This is a genomic window from Acidisoma sp., assembly GCF_965199065.1.
In the GTDB taxonomy this organism is placed as follows: Bacteria; Pseudomonadota; Alphaproteobacteria; order Acetobacterales; family Acetobacteraceae; genus Acidisoma.
The window spans coordinates 77605-94470 of sequence record NZ_CBDAQN010000001.1; the positions used below are offsets into that span (position 1 = coordinate 77605).

At 66.0% G+C, this 16866-nt stretch carries 18 protein-coding genes; 9 read left to right on the forward strand and 9 right to left on the reverse strand.

Annotation, left to right across the window (positions count from 1 at the left end; translation table 11 throughout):
• Window positions 1–49: 49 nt before the first annotated feature.
• Window positions 50–2743, reverse strand: a complete 2694-nt coding sequence (gene acnA / locus ACOEQ1_RS00395) for an aconitate hydratase AcnA (protein ID WP_419757263.1) — start codon at window positions 2741–2743, stop codon at window positions 50–52.
• A gap of 248 nt (window positions 2744–2991) precedes the next feature.
• Here acnA and ccmA point away from each other — a divergent pair, with 248 nt between their 5' ends.
• Genes ccmA through ACOEQ1_RS00410 form a run of 3 tightly spaced genes read left to right on the forward strand, consistent with a single transcriptional unit; the run spans window position 2992 to window position 4749 of the window.
• Window positions 2992–3597, forward strand: coding sequence for a heme ABC exporter ATP-binding protein CcmA (ccmA, locus tag ACOEQ1_RS00400; RefSeq protein WP_419757264.1), 606 nt, complete (start codon window positions 2992–2994; stop codon window positions 3595–3597).
• 8 nt (window positions 3598–3605) lie between these two features.
• Window positions 3606–4262 (forward strand): heme exporter protein CcmB, encoded by a 657-nt coding sequence (ccmB, locus tag ACOEQ1_RS00405; protein WP_419757265.1) that lies wholly within the window; start codon window positions 3606–3608, stop codon window positions 4260–4262.
• Window positions 4263–4314: 52 nt separating this feature from the next.
• Window positions 4315–4749 carry a DUF29 domain-containing protein gene (locus ACOEQ1_RS00410; RefSeq protein WP_419757266.1) on the forward strand — a complete coding sequence of 145 codons (435 nt, stop codon included), beginning with the start codon at window positions 4315–4317 and terminating at the stop codon, window positions 4747–4749.
• A gap of 61 nt (window positions 4750–4810) precedes the next feature.
• Here the strand turns inward: ACOEQ1_RS00410 and ACOEQ1_RS00415 are convergent, their stop codons facing one another.
• The gene (locus ACOEQ1_RS00415) at window positions 4811–6145 is read right to left on the reverse strand and encodes an ammonium transporter (RefSeq protein WP_419757267.1); all 1335 of its coding nucleotides are present in this window, start codon (window positions 6143–6145) and stop codon (window positions 4811–4813) included.
• A 10-nt stretch (window positions 6146–6155) separates the two neighbouring features.
• Window positions 6156–6494, reverse strand: coding sequence for a P-II family nitrogen regulator (locus ACOEQ1_RS00420; RefSeq protein WP_419757268.1), 339 nt, complete (start codon window positions 6492–6494; stop codon window positions 6156–6158).
• Between the two features lie 275 nt (window positions 6495–6769).
• Between ACOEQ1_RS00420 and ACOEQ1_RS00425 the strand changes: the two genes are divergently transcribed.
• Complete coding sequence (locus tag ACOEQ1_RS00425; protein WP_419757269.1) at window positions 6770–7975, forward strand: UbiH/UbiF/VisC/COQ6 family ubiquinone biosynthesis hydroxylase; 1206 nt, start codon at window positions 6770–6772, stop codon at window positions 7973–7975.
• Window positions 7976–7997: 22 nt separating this feature from the next.
• Here ACOEQ1_RS00425 and gpt read toward each other — a convergent pair whose 3' ends face one another.
• Together gpt and ACOEQ1_RS00435 are read right to left on the reverse strand one after the other, a co-directional pair.
• Window positions 7998–8489: a xanthine phosphoribosyltransferase gene (gpt, locus tag ACOEQ1_RS00430; RefSeq protein ID WP_419757270.1), complete on the reverse strand. Its 492-nt coding sequence runs from the start codon at window positions 8487–8489 to the stop codon at window positions 7998–8000.
• Window positions 8489–8833 (reverse strand): tRNA-binding protein, encoded by a 345-nt coding sequence (locus tag ACOEQ1_RS00435; RefSeq protein WP_419757271.1) that lies wholly within the window; start codon window positions 8831–8833, stop codon window positions 8489–8491. Before ACOEQ1_RS00435 ends, gpt begins: the two co-directional genes overlap by 1 nt.
• 244 nt (window positions 8834–9077) lie before the next feature.
• Here ACOEQ1_RS00435 and ACOEQ1_RS00440 point away from each other — a divergent pair, with 244 nt between their 5' ends.
• The 5 genes from ACOEQ1_RS00440 to ACOEQ1_RS00460 are packed head-to-tail and all read left to right on the forward strand — an operon-like array spanning window position 9078 to window position 14080.
• Window positions 9078–10190, forward strand: coding sequence for a S1C family serine protease (locus ACOEQ1_RS00440; protein WP_419757272.1), 1113 nt, complete (start codon window positions 9078–9080; stop codon window positions 10188–10190).
• 17 nt (window positions 10191–10207) lie between these two features.
• Entirely contained in the window at window positions 10208–10894 is a 687-nt protein-coding gene (locus ACOEQ1_RS00445; RefSeq protein ID WP_419757273.1) for a response regulator transcription factor, read from the forward strand.
• 31 nt (window positions 10895–10925) lie between these two features.
• Window positions 10926–12458, forward strand: coding sequence for an ATP-binding protein (locus ACOEQ1_RS00450; protein ID WP_419757274.1), 1533 nt, complete (start codon window positions 10926–10928; stop codon window positions 12456–12458).
• A gap of 18 nt (window positions 12459–12476) precedes the next feature.
• Window positions 12477–12695 carry a DUF2256 domain-containing protein gene (locus tag ACOEQ1_RS00455; protein ID WP_419758599.1) on the forward strand — a complete coding sequence of 73 codons (219 nt, stop codon included), beginning with the start codon at window positions 12477–12479 and terminating at the stop codon, window positions 12693–12695.
• Window positions 12692–14080 (forward strand): MFS transporter, encoded by a 1389-nt coding sequence (locus ACOEQ1_RS00460; RefSeq protein WP_419757275.1) that lies wholly within the window; start codon window positions 12692–12694, stop codon window positions 14078–14080. Before ACOEQ1_RS00455 ends, ACOEQ1_RS00460 begins: the two co-directional genes overlap by 4 nt.
• Window positions 14081–14167: 87 nt before the next feature.
• Here the strand turns inward: ACOEQ1_RS00460 and ACOEQ1_RS00465 are convergent, their stop codons facing one another.
• The 4 genes from ACOEQ1_RS00465 to mlaD form a co-directional block, all read right to left on the reverse strand.
• Window positions 14168–15247, reverse strand: coding sequence for an OmpA family protein (locus ACOEQ1_RS00465; RefSeq protein ID WP_419757276.1), 1080 nt, complete (start codon window positions 15245–15247; stop codon window positions 14168–14170).
• 289 nt (window positions 15248–15536) lie between these two features.
• The gene (locus tag ACOEQ1_RS00470; RefSeq protein WP_419757277.1) at window positions 15537–16109 is read right to left on the reverse strand and encodes a DUF2155 domain-containing protein; all 573 of its coding nucleotides are present in this window, start codon (window positions 16107–16109) and stop codon (window positions 15537–15539) included.
• A complete protein-coding gene (locus ACOEQ1_RS00475; protein ID WP_419757278.1) occupies window positions 16106–16363 on the reverse strand; it encodes a hypothetical protein in 258 nt (85 codons plus the stop codon). Before ACOEQ1_RS00475 ends, ACOEQ1_RS00470 begins: the two co-directional genes overlap by 4 nt.
• The gene (mlaD, locus tag ACOEQ1_RS00480; protein ID WP_419757279.1) at window positions 16360–16866 is read right to left on the reverse strand and encodes an outer membrane lipid asymmetry maintenance protein MlaD; all 507 of its coding nucleotides are present in this window, start codon (window positions 16864–16866) and stop codon (window positions 16360–16362) included. Before mlaD ends, ACOEQ1_RS00475 begins: the two co-directional genes overlap by 4 nt.

Genomic DNA, 16866 nt, shown 5'->3' on the forward strand with positions numbered 1-16866 from the left:
AGATACGCATCAGGAGCCGCGCGGATAATGGCGCGGCTCCACGCTTGGGTCAGGCGGCCTTCGCCATCTCGCGCAGCACATAGTGGAGAATGCCGCCGTGCTGGTAGTAGGCGACCTCGTCCAGCGTATCGACGCGGCAGAGCAGCTTGACCTCGTCGGTCTTGCCGTCCGGCCGGTGGATGACGAGCGTCACGTCCATCCGCGGCCGCAGATCCTCCAGGCCAAGGATGTCGAGCGTCTCCTGGCCGGTGATCCCGAGGCTATGGCGGTCCACGCCATCCTTGAAGGTCAGCGGCAACACGCCCATGCCGACGAGATTGGAGCGGTGGATACGCTCGAAACTCTCGGTGATGACCGCCTTGACCCCCAACAGCATGGTGCCCTTCGCCGCCCAGTCGCGTGAGGAGCCGGTGCCGTATTCCTTGCCGCCGAACACCACCAGCGGCGTCTCCTCCGCCTTGTAGAGCATCGCCGCGTCGTAGATCGGCATCACCTTGCCCGACGGGTAATGCGTGGTCACGCCGCCCTCGGTGCCCGGCGCCATCTCGTTCTTGATGCGGATATTGGCGAAGGTGCCCCGCATCATGACTTCATGATTGCCGCGCCGCGCCCCATAGCTGTTGAAGTCTTTCTGCTGGATTTGGTACTGCAGCAGATACTCGCCGGCAGGGGAACTTTTCTTGATGCTTCCGGCCGGGCTGATGTGGTCGGTGGTGATGCTGTCGCCCAGCACCGCCAACACGCGGGCGCCGGTGATGTCCGTGATCGCCTTGGGGGTCATGGTGATGCCCTCGAAGTAGGGCGGGTTGCGGACGTAGGTGGAGCTGTCGTTCCAGGCGTAGGTCTTGCTCTCGCCCTCGACCTCGATCTCCTGCCACTGGCGCGGACCCTTGTAGACATCCGAGTAGCGGCCCTGGAACATCGGGCGCGTCAGCGTCTCGCCGACGATCGCGTTGATCTCGGCGGCGGTCGGCCAGATGTCGCGGAGGTAGACCGTCTGGCCGTCTGTGCCCGTGCCGAGCGGGGCCGTGGTGATGTCCTCGTTCATCGTCCCGAGCAGGGCGTAGGCCACCACCAGCGGCGGGCTCGCGAGGTAGTTGGCGCGGACGTTCGGATGGACGCGCCCCTCGAAGTTGCGGTTGCCGGAGAGCACCGAAACCGCCACCAGCTTGTTGGTCTCGATCGCGTCGACGATTTCGTCGTCCAGCGGGCCGGAGTTGCCGATGCAGGTCGTGCAGCCATAGCCGACGGTCTGGAAGCCGAGCGCGTCGAGATCGGCGGACAGCCCGGACTTCTCCAGGTATTCGGTCACGACCTGAGAGCCGGGGGCGAGGGAGGTCTTCACCCAGGGACGAGCGGTGAGGCCAAGCGCACGGGCCTTGCGGGCGACGAGCCCGGCGGCGACCAGAACGTAGGGGTTGGAGGTATTGGTGCAGCTGGTGATGGCTGCGATCACCACGTCGCCGTGGGTGATGGCGTAGTTGCGATCGCCGACCTTTGCGCTGACGCCGACATCGTTGGCTGGGACGCCGAGGCTCCTGGTGAGTTCGGTCCGGAAGGCGGACGAGGCATCCTTCAGCGCCACGCGGTCCTGCGGGCGCTTCGGCCCGGCAATGGAGGGCTCGACCGCCGAAAGATCCAGCTCCAGCGTATCGGAGAAGACGGGGTCGGGAGTGTCGCTGTCACGCCATAGACCCTGAGCCTTGGCGTAGGCTTCGGCGAGTGCGATGCGATGCTCGGTCCGGCCGGTGAGCTGCATGTACTCGATGGCGAGCTTGTCGAGCGGGAAGAAGCCGCAGGTGGCGCCATATTCGGGTGCCATGTTGGCGATGGTCGCCCGGTCGGCGAGCGGCATGTGGTCGAGGCCGGGGCCGAAGAACTCGACGAACTTGCCGACCACGCCCTTGCGCCGGAGCATCTGGGTGACGGTCAGCACGAGGTCGGTCGCGGTCACGCCCTCGGTCAGCTTGCCGGTCATGCGGAAGCCGATGACGTCGGGGATGAGCATGGCGATGGGCTGGCCGAGCATGGCGGCCTCTGCCTCGATCCCGCCGACGCCCCAGCCGAGCACGCCAAGGCCGTTGACCATCGTCGTATGGCTGTCGGTGCCGAACAGCGTGTCGGGGTAGGCGAAGGTTTCGCCGTCCGCCTCGGCGGTCCAGACGTTCTGGGCGATGTATTCGAGGTTCACCTGGTGGCAGATGCCGGTGCCCGGAGGCACCACGCTGAAGTTGTTGAAGGAGCCTTGGCCCCAGCGCAGGAAGGTGTAGCGTTCGCCGTTGCGCTCGAACTCGATATCGACGTTCTTCTCGAGGCTGTCGGCGGTGCCGCTGACATCGACCTGGACCGAGTGGTCGATGACGAGGTCGACGGGGACCAGCGGGTTGACCTTGTCCGGATCGCCGCCGAGCTGGAGGATGCCGTCGCGCATCGCGGCGAGATCGACCACGGCCGGAACGCCGGTGAAGTCCTGCATCAGAATGCGCGCCGGGCGAAACGGAACCTCGCGGCTCGAAGTCGCCTTGACCAGCCACTCGGCGAGCGCGCGGGCGTCGTCGATCTTGTAGGTGCGGCCGTCCTCGAAGCGGAGGACGTTTTCGAGCAGAACCTTGAGGCTGACGGGCAGGCGGGAGATGTCGCCCAGCGTCGTCTGGGCTTCGGGAAGCGAGAAGTAGCTGTAGCTCTTCCCGTCGACGTCGAGTGTCCGCTTGGTGCCGAGGCTATCCTGCCCGCTGATTTTCATGCTGCACTGTCCCTTGAGGAGGAGCCCTCACGGCCTGGGCCTTCCAGGCCGGGAGAAGCCACGAATTCGCTCAAGGCTTTAACCATAGCCGTTCAGCCGGGTCCACGCCGGGTGGCGCAACGGTCGTTCGTGCCTGCTGCAGGTGCGAGCAAAAGGGCTGCAGGGTGCCACTAGCTTTTTGGCCTCGCCCGCGCCTTTATCGCAGCGTCATCGACGCGGGCGCAGGCGCTCCAACAGGCGGGTCAATCGTGCTTGAGGTCAGGAGCGTGGCTGCCTTCCGCGGGGACCATCTGGTCTTCTCGGAGCTTTCCTTTCGCCTCGAGCCGGGTGGCGCCGTGGTGCTGATCGGGCGGAACGGCTCGGGTAAGACCACCCTGCTGCGGCTTATCGCCGGCCTGATGCCGCGCGCGGCGGGCGACGTACTCTGGGCGGGCGAGGAGGCGCTGGCCGATCTGCCGAGCCATGGTGAGCGGCTCGCCTATCTCGGTCATCAGGACGCGCTCAAGCTCGGGCTGACGGCCGCGGAAAATCTTGCATTGTGGGCGCGGGTGCCGAGAGACGGCCGCGCCAGCGCGATCGAGGCCGCGCTGGCCGCGGTCGGGTTGGAGGATCTCGCTCACCTGCCGGCGCGGATGCTGTCGGCCGGTCAGCGGCGCCGGGTGGCGATCGCCCGGTTGCTGGTGTCGGATGCGGTGCTCTGGCTGCTGGACGAGCCGACGACCGCGCTGGACACGGCCTCCGTCGCGCGGCTGGGCGGGCTGGCGGCGGCGCATCGGGCGGCTGGCGGAATGATCGTCGCGGCGACGCATCTCGATCTGCCGTTGCCGGGTGCCGTGGAGTTCAGCCTCTCGTGATCGGCGGGATGATGCGGATCCTTGGCCGAGAGGTGCGTCTCTCGCTGCGCCATGGCGCGGATACCGTGGCCGTGCTGCTTTTCTTCGTGCTGGCGGCCGGGCTGTTCCCGCTGGCGGTGGGGCCGGAGCCGGCGCTGCTCGGGCGTCTGGCGCCCGGCACGATCTGGGTTTGCGCGCTGCTGGCGGCGTTGTTGCCGCTCGACCGGCTGTTCGGTGCCGACTTCGAAGACGGCTCGCTGGACCAACTGCTGCTGTCCGGGCTACCGCCGTCACTGATGGCGCTGGCCAAGGCGGCGGCGCACTGGGTCACCACCGGTCTGCCGCTGCTGATCGTGGCCGGGCCGGTCGCGATCATGCTGCGGATGCCGCCCGGCGCGCTCGGCCCGCTGTTGCTGGGGCTGTTGCCGGGGACGCTGACCTTGTCGCTGCTGGGGACGACCGGCGCGGCACTCGTGATCGGCGCGCGGCGTGGCGGCGTGCTGTTGCCTCTGCTGGTTCTGCCGCTGGCGACGCCTGTCCTGATCTTCGGCGCGGCGGCGGCGGGCGCCTCGTTGGCTAAAGCCTCGCCGCGGCCTGAGTTGTTGTTGTTGACGGCGTTGTTCGTGCTCGCTTTGCCGCTATGCCCGATTGCCGCGGGAGCGGCAGCGCGGGCGGCGGCGGAGTAGCATTGCTTTATGCTATGGTGCGAGACGGATTTGATGAAGGGGGACCGTCGGCATGAGCGACCTCTACGAACGTGACTTCTTTGCTTGGGCGAACGAGCAGGCGGAACTGCTTCGTTCGGGAAAACTCAGCGATGCGGACATCATCAACATCGCCGAGGAGATCGACAGCATGGGGCGCAGCGAGAAGCGGGAACTTGTGAGCCGCCTCACCATCCTGCTTTTGCATCTGCTCAAATGGCAGTTTCAGCCGACGCATCGCGGTGCGTCGTGGGAGGCGTCGGTCGCAAACGCGCGCGATCATGTCGCCGATCATCTGACCGACAATCCAAGCCTCAGGGTTCGGCTGCCCGAGGCGACCGCCTCGGCCTATCGCTATGCCCTACGCGAGGCTTCCGCCGAAACCGGCATACGAGCTTCAGCCTTCCCCGCGACCTGCCCCTACAGCTTCGACGAGATGATGGACGAGGGCTTCTGGCCAGGAGATTGAGCCAGATTAATGAGCGCTTTCACAAATCAAGGATTCTAGTTCGTGTGACAGGGTGATTTCATCAGACGATCTGCTCGCCGTGGAGGGTGATGTCCATGCCCTCCACCTCCTCATCCTTGGTGATCCGCAGGCCGATGGTGATGTCGATGATCTTGAGCAGCACGAAGGACATCCCGCCGCTCCAGATCAGAGTCGCGCCGATGGCGTAGCACTGGATCAGCACCTGATGCGCGCTACCGCCGGCGCCCCCATACAAGGGGCCGAAGGCGAACACCCCCGTCAGCAAAGCGCCGATGATGCCGCCGACGCCATGCACGCCCCAGCAGTCGAGGCTGTCGTCATAGCCGAAGAAGTTCTTCACCGAGGTCGAGCAAAGGTAGCAGCCGACGCCCGCCGCGATGCCGATGATGAGCGCCGGTCCCGGCAGCACGAAGCCCGAAGCGGGGGTGATCGCCACCAGGCCGGCGACGGCGCCCGACACGATGCCCAGCAGGCTCGGCTTGCCCTTGGTCATCCACTCGGCGAACATCCAGCCGAGGGCGGAGGCGGCGGTCGCGATCTGCGTCGCCGTCATCGCCATGCCGGCGCGGCCGTTGGCGCCGACCGCCGAACCGGCGTTGAACCCGAACCAGCCGACCCATAGAAGGCTTGCGCCGATCATGGCGTAGCCGACGTTGTACGGGTGCATGTTGTCGCGTCCGTAACCGACGCGCTTGCCCAGAACCAGGGCGCAGACGAGGCCGGCCACGCCCGCATTGATGTGGACGACGGTGCCGCCCGCGAAATCAAGCACGCCCATGGCGCCGGCCCAGCCGGTCGTCGACCAGACCCAGTGCGCGATCGGGCTGTAGACGACGATCGACCACAGCACCATGAAGATGCACATGGCGCTGAATTTCATGCGGTCCGCGAAGGCGCCGCAGATCAGTGCCGGCGTGATGATCGCGAAGGTCATCTGGAACATCATGTAGACGCTCTCGGGGATGGTGGTGTCCACCGTTCCGCCGAGCAGGAAATCCTTGTCCCAAGACTTGCCGAAGCCCTGCAGCATAAATTGCGAGAGGTCGCCGACGTAGGCGTTGCCTGTGGTGAAGGCGAGGCTGTAGCCGATGACGAACCACGTCACGGTCACCAGGCAGCAGATCGCGAACGACTGCATGAGGGTCGCCAGCACGTTCTTCTTCCGCACCATTCCGGCATAGAACATCGCGAGGCCGGGAATGGTCATCAGCAGCACCAGCGCGGTGCTGCTCAGCATCCAGGCGGTATTCCCGGTGTCGATCTTGGGCGCATCCGCCGCAAAGGCGGGCGACGCCAACCACAGGATCGGCGAGGTGAGGAGGGCGAGCAGCGGGGCCGGCAGCCCGACCACGCGCGAACGATAGCGGCTCGGCATCCGGCTCACCTTAAAGAGCCTCGGCGTCGAGTTCCCCGGTGCGGATCCGCACCACCCGCTCCACGTCCATCAGAAAGATTTTGCCGTCCCCGATCTTGCCCGTATGGGCGGCCTTCATGATCGCTTCCACCACCTGCTCGGCGAGGTCTGAAGGCACGGCGACCTCGATCTTCACCTTGGGCAGAAAGTTCACGTGATACTCCGCCCCTCGGTAGATCTCGGTCTGCCCCTTCTGGCGGCCAAACCCCTTCACCTCCGAGACGGTCAGCCCCTGGACGCCAAGAGGCGTCAGCGCTTCCCGCACGTCGTCGAGCTTGAAGGGCTTGATGATGGCCATGACCAACTTCATGTCGCCGTCCTCTGTTTAAAGTATTCGTCTTGGCCCCGCCAACTCGGCGAGGGCTCGTCTCCACGTGAGCTATTCAAATCCCATGCCATACCGCTTTGGTGGTAGCGGGCGGCGGCAATCCTCGGGACTTGCAAGACCGCAGTTACACTTGCCCGATTTACAGGCAGGATCACTGCTCCGGCGAAATGGGTTTGGTGACGGAAGCTTTAGGATCGGCGGCCTTCCGCCGCTGTCACTCACCGCCCTATAGGATACCGGCCAGGAGCGGGGATTAGATGACCGAGACGAGCGTGGATGTCTGCATCGTAGGCGCCGGTCCTGTCGGGGGCTCGCTTGCCGCCCGGCTGGCTGAAGGCGGGGCGCGCGTGCTCGTCGTGGACCGCAACCCGCTGTCGCCGATGGAACACCCGGATTTCGATGGCCGCGCCTACGCGATCGCCGCGGGCTCCCGGCCTTTGCTGGAGACGGCGGGCCTGTGGCAGGCGCTGCCCTTCCAACCCTGCCCGATCGAGCAGATCCGCATCTCGGACGGAAAACCCGGCCGCCCGGCGTCGTCGCTGTTCCTCCATTTCGATCATCGCGAACTCGGCGCCGGACCCTTTGGCTGGATGATCGAGGCACGCGGGCTGCGGATCGCCCTCAATCGCCGTCTGAATGGCGGCCGCGGCATCACCCTTGCCGCCCCAGCCGAGGCGAGGATCGAGCGCGGCGAGGATGCGGCGGTGGTGACGCTTGTTTCGGGGGAACGCTATCGGGCTGGTCTGGTCATCGCGGCGGAGGGCCGCGAGAGCCCCTTGCGCCGGGCAGCGGCGATCCCCGCAATTCGCTACCCTTACCGGCAGAGCGGCATCGTCTGCGCCATCGCCCACGGCGAGCCGCACAACAACACGGCGCTGGAGCATTTTCTACCCGGCGGGCCGTTTGCCCAGCTTCCGCTGGGGCCCACGGTCGGCGCGCCACATGTGTCCGCGATCGTCTTCACCGAGGCCGCACCGGTGGCGGCGGCGCTGGCCAAGCTGGACGCGCCCGCCTTCACCCGCGAGGTCGCGAGGCGGCTGGGCGATCATCTCGGCCCCATCCGCCTCCTCGGGCGGCGGTGGCACTATCCGCTGTCGGCATTGCTGGCTACCCGCTACACCGACCGCCGCCTCGCCCTGGTGGGCGATGCGGCGCACGGCATCCATCCCATCGCGGGGCAGGGCTTCAACCTCGGGCTGCGTGACGCCGGCGCACTGGGCGATCTGGTGCTCGCGGCGCTGGCGGCGGGAGAGGATCCGGGCAACGCGGCGCTGCTCGCCCGTTACCAACGGCTGCGGCGGCCGGACAACATCGCGATGCTTGCGGCGACCGATGCGCTCGATCGGTTGTTCAGCACGGACAATCCGCTCATCCGGCGCGCACGGGACCTGGGGATCGCGGCTGTCCATCGCGTGCCGCCGGCCAAACGGTTCTTCATGCGCCGCGCCATGGGCGTGAGCTAGAGGAAGCTTTGACTTCTTTGGCTTACTCCTGCGTCGGCCTGGGGCCGCGGGCGATCGGCGCCACGAACTGCGGATTGGAGTCTGTGTCCCAGGGGAAGAGTATCCAGGTGTCCTGGGAGACTTCCGTCACGAAGGTATCAACCACATCCTTGCCCGCAGGCTTGGCGTAAACCGTCGCGAAATGCGCCTTGGGGAGGATGCCGCGCACCACACGCGCCGTCGTCCCGGTATCGACCAGATCGTCGATGATCAGGAAACCCTCGCCATCCCCCGCGGCTGTCGGTGGCTTGGTGACGACGGACTGGCCGATCTGCTCCTCGTCATAGGTCGTGATCGAGATGCTCTCGATCAGGCGGCATTCGAGTTCACGGGCGATGATGGCCGCCGGGATCAGGCCGCCGCGGGTGATGGCGACGATGCCCCGCCACGGACCGGCATCGATCAGGCGCCAGGCAAGCGCGCGAGCGTCGCGATGCAGCTGGTCCCAGGTGACGGTGTAATAATGCTGCGCCATCAGAAGAGCTTTCCGCCATTGGGCACTTTGAAGTCGGGGCGGATCAGAACAACGGCGCCCTCGCTGTCCGGCAGGCCCAAAGTGAGGACTTCGCTCACGAACGGCCCGATCTGACGAGGCGGGAAATTGACGACCGCGCAGATCTGGCGCCCGATCAGCGTGTCGGTCTGGTAGTGCAGGGTAATCTGCGCGGAAGATTGGCGGACGCCGATGTCGGACCCGAAATCGATCCAGAGCCTGAGCGCCGGTTTGCGCGCTTCCGGAAAGGGCTGTGCATCGATGATGGTGCCGACCCGGATGTCGATCTTCTCGAACTCATCGATGGAAGCGGCCGTGCTGCTCAATGCGGAAATCCTCTTGTGTGACAACGCGCTTGCCCGGGCAGGGCGCGGACTTCAAATTCGGCATGACAGCGGCCGAATCGAGACCGCGATCGAACAATGATGCCAAACGCCGCCATGAAGCGAGGGTGCCACGCCAAGCGATGAAGATGAAGCTTGGCATGATGACGGGTTAAAGCTCGGACATACCCCGGGCTTATGGCTGCGGCCCCTGGCTCAGGGAATGTTTTTTGTGAGAAGTAGCAGGATGACAACCCGTGTTCATGGTCCGCGAGGCCAGCCGACCCCCGAGCGGCCCCGGCTGGCCTCCGCGATCGCCGCCTCGGCCCTGCTGACGGCGCTCGCCGGCGGGACAGCCTGTGCGCCGGTGGCCTCAGCGCAAACGGGGGCGCAAGCGGGGGCGCAACAGGGTCCGCCGAGCTTCCGGCTGCTGGTGCGACAGGTTCTGCCCGCGGTCGTGAACATCGCCGTGACGGAATCGGCTGCGGCGGCGAACGAGGGTTCCGGCGGCGGCGGCGACCTCGGCCAGGCTCCATCGAACAGGCATGAAAAGGTCTTCGGTGCCGGGTCGGGCTTCATCATCGATCCCGGCGGTATCATCGTGACCAACGACCACGTCGTCGGCGGAGCGAGCCGCATCACCGTCTCGCTGGCCGACGGCACTCAGTTCCCGGCGCGTATTCTCGGCATCGACCAGCTCACCGACATCGCCGTCATCAAGGTCGCTGCGGGCCGCCCGCTGCCCTACGTGCACTGGGGCGACTCGCGTCAGGTCGAGGTGGGCGACTGGATCCTGGTCGCGGGCAACCCGTTCGGGCTGGGCGGGACGGTTACCGCGGGCATCATCTCGGCGCGCGGCCGCGACATCATGAGCGGCCCCTTCGACGACTTCCTGCAGCTCGACGCCCCGATAAACCCCGGCAACTCCGGCGGCCCGGCCTTCGACATGAGCGGCGGCGTGATCGGCGTGAACACCGCGATCATCTCGCCGACCGGCGGCTCCGTCGGCATCGGCTTCGCGATCCCAAGCCAGATCGCCCAGAGCGTCGTGTCCACCCTCGCGGCGCATGGTCATCTCGACCGCGGCTGGCTCGGCGTTGCCGTGTCGGATGAAGATGCCCATTCGGGGGTGCAGGTCACGGCGGTCGAGCCGGATGGCCCGGCCGCCCGCGCAGGACTACGCAGCGGGGACCGGATCCTCGCGGTGAACGGCGAACCTGTGAGCTCGGCGCTTGGGTTGATCCGTGCGGTCGCCGAAATTCATCCCGGACGCTCGGCGCGGCTGACGGTGTCTCGGCGAGGGCGGGATCTGTCTGAGCCGGTGGTGGTTGGCCTGCGACCCTCGGCGGAACAGGAATAGCTTCAAGGAGCTTGTAGATGCGCATACTGCTGGTCGAGGACGATCGTGATGTGGCCGGGTTCGTGGTCAAGGGTCTCCGCGAGGCCAATCATGTGGTCGAGCATGCGGCGAACGGCCGCGACGGCCTGTTCATGGCGGCGAGCGAACAGTTCGACGCCATCATTCTCGACCGCATGCTGCCGGGCGGCGTCGACGGATTGCGGCTGCTTGAAACGCTGCGCGCACAGGAAAACACGGTGCCGGTGCTGTTCCTGTCGGCCCTCGGTCAGGTCGACGACCGGGTCAAGGGCCTCAAGGCCGGCGGCGACGACTATCTTACCAAGCCCTTCGCCTTCGCCGAGTTGCTGGCTCGGGTCGAGGCGCTGACGCGGCGAGGAAAATCGGATTCCCCCGTCACACGGCTTGCGGTGGGTGATCTGGAGATGGACCTTCTCTCGCGCAGCGTGAAGCGCGCCGGCCAGAAGATCGACCTTCAGCCGCGCGAGTACCGGCTGCTGGAATATCTGATGCGCCACGCCGGTCAGGTGGTGACCCGCACAATGTTGCTGGAGGGCGTCTGGGACTACCATTTCGACCCGCAGACGAACGTCATCGACGTGCACGTGTCTCGCCTGCGGCAGAAGGTCGACAAGCCGTTCCCGAAGCCTCTTCTGCATACCGTCCGCAACGCCGGCTACATCATGCGGCCGGACGGCGAGGTGTGACCACGACAAAGCCCTTGTCCTACCCCGCGCCGTGAACCGCATCGTCCCGATCCAGGCTGAGGCGGCCCCAGGCACGCCCGGCCGGCGAAGCAAGCGGCTACGGCTGCTTTCCCGTGTCGGGCGATCATCGCTTCTGCGCTCGGCCGGGCTCCGCTTCGCGGCCCTGTATGCGATCATCTTCGGGCTCAGTGCGCTCGCGCTCGCGATTTTCCTTTGGTGGGCCACGGCCGGGCTGCTCAACCGACAGGTGGAGGCCGCCATCAATGCGGACGCGCAGGGTCTCGGCGAGCGCTACGAAGAGGGCGGCATCCCGGCGCTGATCCTTACCATTCAGGACCGTCTGTCCCAGAACGTGGACGAGAACGCTATCTATCTGCTGGCGGATAACCAGCTGCATCCGATAGCGGGCAACCTCGACATCTGGCCGACGCAGGTTTCCGCCTCGGACGTCTGGTTCGAACTCGTGGTCCGACGCGGGTCGCATGAGGCGCTGGCACGCATCCATCGCTACGACCTGCCTGGTGGATTCCACCTCCTGATCGGCCGCGATATCGGCTCCCGCGCCAAGTTGCGCTCGCTGCTGACGGCGGGGTTGCTCTGGGCGTTGCTCGTCATGGTGGTGCTCGGTTCCGCCGGCGCGCTCGCGATCCAGAGCCTGTTCAAGCGCAGCCTGGCAGATGTCTCGGCCACGGCGGACGCCATCTCGCGCGGCGACCTCTCGAACCGCGTGCGCATCTCCGGCCGGGGCGACGAGTTCGATCGGCTGGCCGAGACGATCAACGACATGCTGGACCGCATCGCCCGCCTGATGGACGGCGTTCGCCAGGTCTCCAACGCCATCGCCCACGATCTGCGCACGCCAATTACCCGTGCGCGGGCGCGGCTCGAGGATGCCGCCCTCCATGCGCGCGATGCAGGCGACCTGCATGCCGCGGTGGAACGCGCGACATCGGATCTCGATGGCATCGTCTCCGTCTTCCAGGGGCTGCTGCGCATCGCCGAAATCGAGGCGGGATCGCGGCGCTCGGCCTTCTCCTCGCTCGATCTGTATGCGTTGCTGTCCGATCTGCACGAGCTTTACGGCGCGGCGGCCGAGGAGCAGGGGCAGCAACTCGACCTTCTCGCCAAACCGCCACTGTCGATGTTCGGGGACCGCGACATGCTGCAGCAGGCGGTCGCGAACCTGCTCGAGAACGCGCTGAAGTTTTCGCCGGCGGGGAAGCCGATCCTGCTGGGCGCCGGACGCCTTGGGGACCGGATTGAAATCATGGTCGCGGATTCCGGGCCGGGCATTCCTCTGGAGGACCGCGCCCGCGTGACGGAGCGCTTTTACCGTGGCGAAAGCGCCCGCAGCACGCCCGGATCAGGGCTTGGCCTCTCGCTCGTGCAGGCTGTCGTGCAGCTGCATAGCGGGACGCTTCGGCTGGAGGACAATCACCCCGGCGTGCGCGCCGTTCTCTCTCTGCCGGCGGAGTTCAGCGCGAGCCGGCGGCTCGTGAAGGTCGACCGTCCGGCCGCTACCAAGCCGGCCGCTCCCGACCCGCCAACGCCTGCGCAAGTGTAGGCGCGCCGCTTGGCGAAAATGCGCCGGAAGGGCGATCTGCCCGCGAAGATCTGTGTCGTCTGTGGCCGCCCGTTCGCCTGGCGGCGGAAGTGGGCGAAGGTCTGGGACGAGGTCCGCTACTGCTCGGACGCCTGCCGGAAGAAGGCGTCCGCCTCCCGCTCTGCTGGCGAAACCGCGCTTAGCATGGTGACATCCCTGAAGTCCGACTCGGGACGACCAGGGAGAAAAACGCCATGATGACCGCCGCCGCGATCTCGGCCCGGCTCGACCGCCTCCCCACGACCCGCCGGATCTGGACGATGGTGGTGCTGCTCTCGCTCGGCGGATGCTTCGAGTACTACGATCTCTTCCTGACGGGCTACATCGCGCCGGGCCTCGTCCGCAGCCACATCTTCACCGCGACGACGGCGGGCTTCTTCGGCAACAACGGCATCGCGAGCTTCGTCGCCGCGTTCTTCATCGGCCTGTTCATCGGCACGATCGTCTTTGGCTTTGTCGCGGACCGCTTTGGCCGGCGATCGATCTTCACCGCCTCGCTGATCTGGTACAGCGTCTGCACCCTGGTCATGGCCTTTCAGCACAGCGCGGGCAGCATCAACCTCTGGCGGCTGCTGGCGGGTGCCGGCATCGGCGTCGAGCTGGTCACCATCGACACCTATCTGTCGGAACTCATGCCGAAGCATCTTCGCGGCCGCGCCTTCGTGCTGAACGCCGCCATCCAGTTCAGCATCCTGCCCGTCGCGGCGGCGCTCGCCTGGTGGCTGGTCCCGCGCACGCCCCTCGGCATCGACGGTTGGCGCTGGCTGGTGGGTATCGGCGCCGTCGGCGCGGTGGCCGTCTGGCTCCTGCGCCGGCAGTTGCCGGAATCGCCGCGCTGGCTCGCCCAGCGTGGGCGGCTGGTGGAGGCCGACCGCATTGTCGCCGGACTGGAAGCCGCCGCTGTCGCAATGCCCGCTCCGCGATCGCAAGTGGCGGAGCCCGGCTCAGAAGCGGAGGAAATGGACCCGGAGGCGCGCGGAAGCCTCATGGACATCATCCGGCCAGGTTACCTGCCGCGGACGATCATGCTGATCCTGTTCAACGTCTTCGAGTCCGTCGGCTATTATGGCTTCGCCAACTGGGTGCCGACGCTCCTCATCAAGCACGGCATCACCATCACCCATAGCCTGCAATATACGTTCATCATCGCAATCGCAGCGCCCTTCGCCCCCTTGCTCTTCTTCAACATTGCGGACCGCGTCGAGCGGAAAACCCTCATCATGGTGAGCGCGTTCGGTGTCGGCGTCTTCGGGCTGATATTCGCAGCCGTCCGCAGTCCGGTCGCCATAGTCGGCCTCGGAGTGCTGCTCACAATCGCCAACAACGTGATGTCGTTCGCCTTCCACACCTATCAGGCGGAGCTCTATCCGACGCGCATCCGCGCCGTGGCCGTGGGGTTCGTCTACTCCTGGAGCCGGTTGTCCGTGGTGTTCATGGCGTTCGTGATCGCCTTTACCCTGAGGGATTTCGGCGTGCCGGGCGTGTTCACCTTGATCGCCGGCAGCATGGCGATCGTGATCGTGGCGATCGGCCTTCTCGGGCCGCGCACCCGGAACCTCTCGCTGGAGGAGATCGCGCACTGATCCCGCTCAGCGGGAGAGCGGCTACGAAAAAGGGCGCCCGTTGCGGGGCGCCCTTTGCCGTCTTCAGTAGTCTCCCGAGGGGGAAACTTACTTGATGATGATTTCGACGCGGCGGTTCTGAGGCTCGCGCACGCCCGGGCCCGTGGGGACCAGGAGGTGGGTTTCGCCGTAGCCGGCAATCGAGATCGCGCTGGCGGGAACGCCATCGGCGATCAGCTGAGCCTGAACGCTCTTCGCACGGCGGATCGACAGGCCGAGGTTGTAGGACGGCGTGCCGGACGTATCCGTGTAGCCGTTGACCTCGATCTGCGTGTACTGGACGTGGGTCGAGTTATCCGCAGCCTCGGCAATGATCTCCTTGGCGCGCGGCGTCAGGTTGTAATGATCCCAGTCGAAGAAGACCAGGTAGGTGCGGGCCGGAGCCGGAGCCGGAGCCATGACGGGAGCGGGCGGCGGCGGCGGCGGCGACGGGGTGTTGAAGGCGTAGCGGAGGCCGATCAGGACGGTCTGGTTGGTGCCCTGCCCGAAGGTGAAGCTGGAAGGCCGCCCTTCGTACGAGCCGGCGAACTTCTCCTTGTTCGTCGTGCCGATGTAGTGGTACTCGGCCGTCAACGAGAGGCCGGGAGCCGGCGGGATCGGGATCGAGAAGCCGGCGATGCCCTGGTAGGCGAAGCTGCCGGACTTGCCGCTGATGCGATCTACGCCAGCCTGGGTCACGGCTCCGTCGGGGATGTCGGTCCAGAGGTAGCCAGCGCCAGCACCGACATAGGGGTAGAAGTAGGGAAGACCAACGTCGATGTCATAAAGGACGTTGCCGAACCCACCATACTTCTGGTCGTAGCCATGGAAGGAGTACTTGGGATCGATATAGCCGGGCTTCAGCTCCTTGTTCTGAGCGCGAAGGTAGATGCCCTCGAGCTCGAAACGCAGACCATTGCCGAGACCGTAGCCAATGCTACCCGATCCGGAGACGCTGCCCTTATAGAAGGCACGGCTGCCGCCGAGCCCACCGGGAGCATAGTCAAGCTTCTGGTTTGTCTGGTAGTCGTAGCCGGCCCCAGCGCCGACATACAGACCGGTGATTGGCTGAGCCTTCGCCAGGGTGGGAAGGGCGATAGCCGGGACCGCCAACACAGTCGCCGCGAGTAGCGCGCTGCGGAGCTTCATTCTGTTTCTCCTCTTTGACCGACGCATACCATTCAGCCCGGGCGGTCGCGCGGAGGCGTTGCCTGCTGTTCGGTGAGCTTAAATCTACCATCTTCTTCAAGGTTTCCCAGCCTTTCCGAAGCGTTTCCGTCACACCGTGACAAAAAAGCCACAAGAGCACCGGCTAGCACTTTTGGCTTAGGATGCGAGGATAAATCTCGACTTTTGCGTCTTTCAGACAGGCCGACCTAGGCCTTCGACCAGGGGGACGATTATTTTTGTGAAACACTATCGCGTGAACGGGCGATCTCTAACCGCATCCGTTGAGCGAAATATCGGTCACGGGGTCGTTCATCCCCGATAAAGCCGGCTCAGCCTTGAAGATCCAGCCGCGAAACTCGGGCGGTGAGCCCGGCGCCGCGTGCGAGTCTGTGACCTGCAGAAAAGCGGCCGTATCGGGCGGTAAGTCCGGCGGCCGGGTCCAGCAGGCGAGGACCGTCACCGTCAGGAAGCGCACGGCGAAAGGCGCGCCGACCGTGGCGGATACCCGGGTCGCACTCCCGTAGATCTTGTCGAGCACTGTCAGCTGTGCCTGCTTTTGCGGGAGCCACTGAGACGGCGCCGCCACGGAAGGCGCCGGAGCGACGGAAGGCGCTTCGGGCGCGGGCGGTGCCGCGGGATTGCCGGCGGCAGGCCCGGAGACCCCTGGACCCAAAACGGTATTTTCATTGGTGCCCGGCGGCGGGGGCAGAGACTGATCCTGGATCTGCGTTGACGACGAGCCGTCAGCCTGCGCCTGCGCGGCAGGTGGATGGGCGACGGCCGTTGCCAGAGACAACGCCCCCAGCGCCAGGGCCGCGAAGGCGCGTGTTCCGCCGGTCATTTTAGATCGAGGCCACCGCTCCGGGGATCGCGAAGCGCACTCACCATGCGGTGGAGAAGATCGCGCATCGCCTCAGGATCGACGCCCATGAGAACGGCGTCATCGAAGCAATCCCGCAGCGTCTGCGCCAATTCGCCGTGGTTCTCCCGCAGCACGCGCACCTTCTCGCGGCAATCGACCGGCGATCCATCCGGCCGGGGCCAGTGATCGGCTCCCGGATCGGCCGCTGACGTCAAATCCGCGGTGGCGGTCACGGCGGTGAGCCTGCGCCCGAACTCGGCTTCTGCCCGGATTTCGGCAGCGACGAGACGAGATCGGTCACGCTGAAGATGAACTTGCCGAGCAAATCCTCAAGGCTGACGGAACCCTGGGTGATGGTCACGCGGCCGCCGGGCGGGATCATCTGCTCGCTGCCGCCGGGCACGAGGGACAGATAATCGCCCCCCAGCAAACTCTGGCTGGCGATCGTGGCGCTGCTGTCGGTCGGCAGCTGGATGTTCTTCTGAACCGTGAAGCCGACGTTGGCGAGATAGGTTTTGGGATCAATCGACGTGGTGGCTACCGAGCCGACCTTGACGCCGGCCATGCGGACATCCGAGCCGACGGTCAGCCCGTCGATGCGATCGAACTCCGCGCTCAGGCGATATCCGGGGACACCGGCGGCGCCGGAGGTTGCCAGCGCATAAGCCAGAAAGCCGGCGGCGACGAGCAGAACCAGGAGGCCAGCAAGCACCTCGGCGACGTTACGCCGCGCCAT

What these genes read in the sequence shown, in the direction of transcription:
- acnA (WP_419757263.1), bottom strand. Translation starts at nt 2,743, where the DNA reads ATGAAAATCAGCGGGCAGGATAGCCTCGGCACCAAGCGGACACTCGAC.
- ccmB (WP_419757265.1), top strand. Translation starts at nt 3,606, where the DNA reads ATGATGCGGATCCTTGGCCGAGAGGTGCGTCTCTCGCTGCGCCATGGC.
- ACOEQ1_RS00410 (WP_419757266.1), top strand. Translation starts at nt 4,315, where the DNA reads ATGAGCGACCTCTACGAACGTGACTTCTTTGCTTGGGCGAACGAGCAG.
- ACOEQ1_RS00415 (WP_419757267.1), bottom strand. Translation starts at nt 6,145, where the DNA reads ATGCCGAGCCGCTATCGTTCGCGCGTGGTCGGGCTGCCGGCCCCGCTG.
- ACOEQ1_RS00420 (WP_419757268.1), bottom strand. Translation starts at nt 6,494, where the DNA reads ATGAAGTTGGTCATGGCCATCATCAAGCCCTTCAAGCTCGACGACGTG.
- ACOEQ1_RS00425 (WP_419757269.1), top strand. Translation starts at nt 6,770, where the DNA reads ATGACCGAGACGAGCGTGGATGTCTGCATCGTAGGCGCCGGTCCTGTC.
- gpt (WP_419757270.1), bottom strand. Translation starts at nt 8,489, where the DNA reads ATGGCGCAGCATTATTACACCGTCACCTGGGACCAGCTGCATCGCGAC.
- ACOEQ1_RS00440 (WP_419757272.1), top strand. Translation starts at nt 9,078, where the DNA reads ATGACAACCCGTGTTCATGGTCCGCGAGGCCAGCCGACCCCCGAGCGG.
- ACOEQ1_RS00445 (WP_419757273.1), top strand. Translation starts at nt 10,208, where the DNA reads ATGCGCATACTGCTGGTCGAGGACGATCGTGATGTGGCCGGGTTCGTG.
- ACOEQ1_RS00455 (WP_419758599.1), top strand. Translation starts at nt 12,477, where the DNA reads ATGCGCCGGAAGGGCGATCTGCCCGCGAAGATCTGTGTCGTCTGTGGC.
- ACOEQ1_RS00460 (WP_419757275.1), top strand. Translation starts at nt 12,692, where the DNA reads ATGATGACCGCCGCCGCGATCTCGGCCCGGCTCGACCGCCTCCCCACG.
- ACOEQ1_RS00465 (WP_419757276.1), bottom strand. Translation starts at nt 15,247, where the DNA reads ATGAAGCTCCGCAGCGCGCTACTCGCGGCGACTGTGTTGGCGGTCCCG.
- ACOEQ1_RS00470 (WP_419757277.1), bottom strand. Translation starts at nt 16,109, where the DNA reads ATGACCGGCGGAACACGCGCCTTCGCGGCCCTGGCGCTGGGGGCGTTG.
- mlaD (WP_419757279.1), bottom strand. Translation starts at nt 16,866, where the DNA reads ATGGCGCGGCGTAACGTCGCCGAGGTGCTTGCTGGCCTCCTGGTTCTG.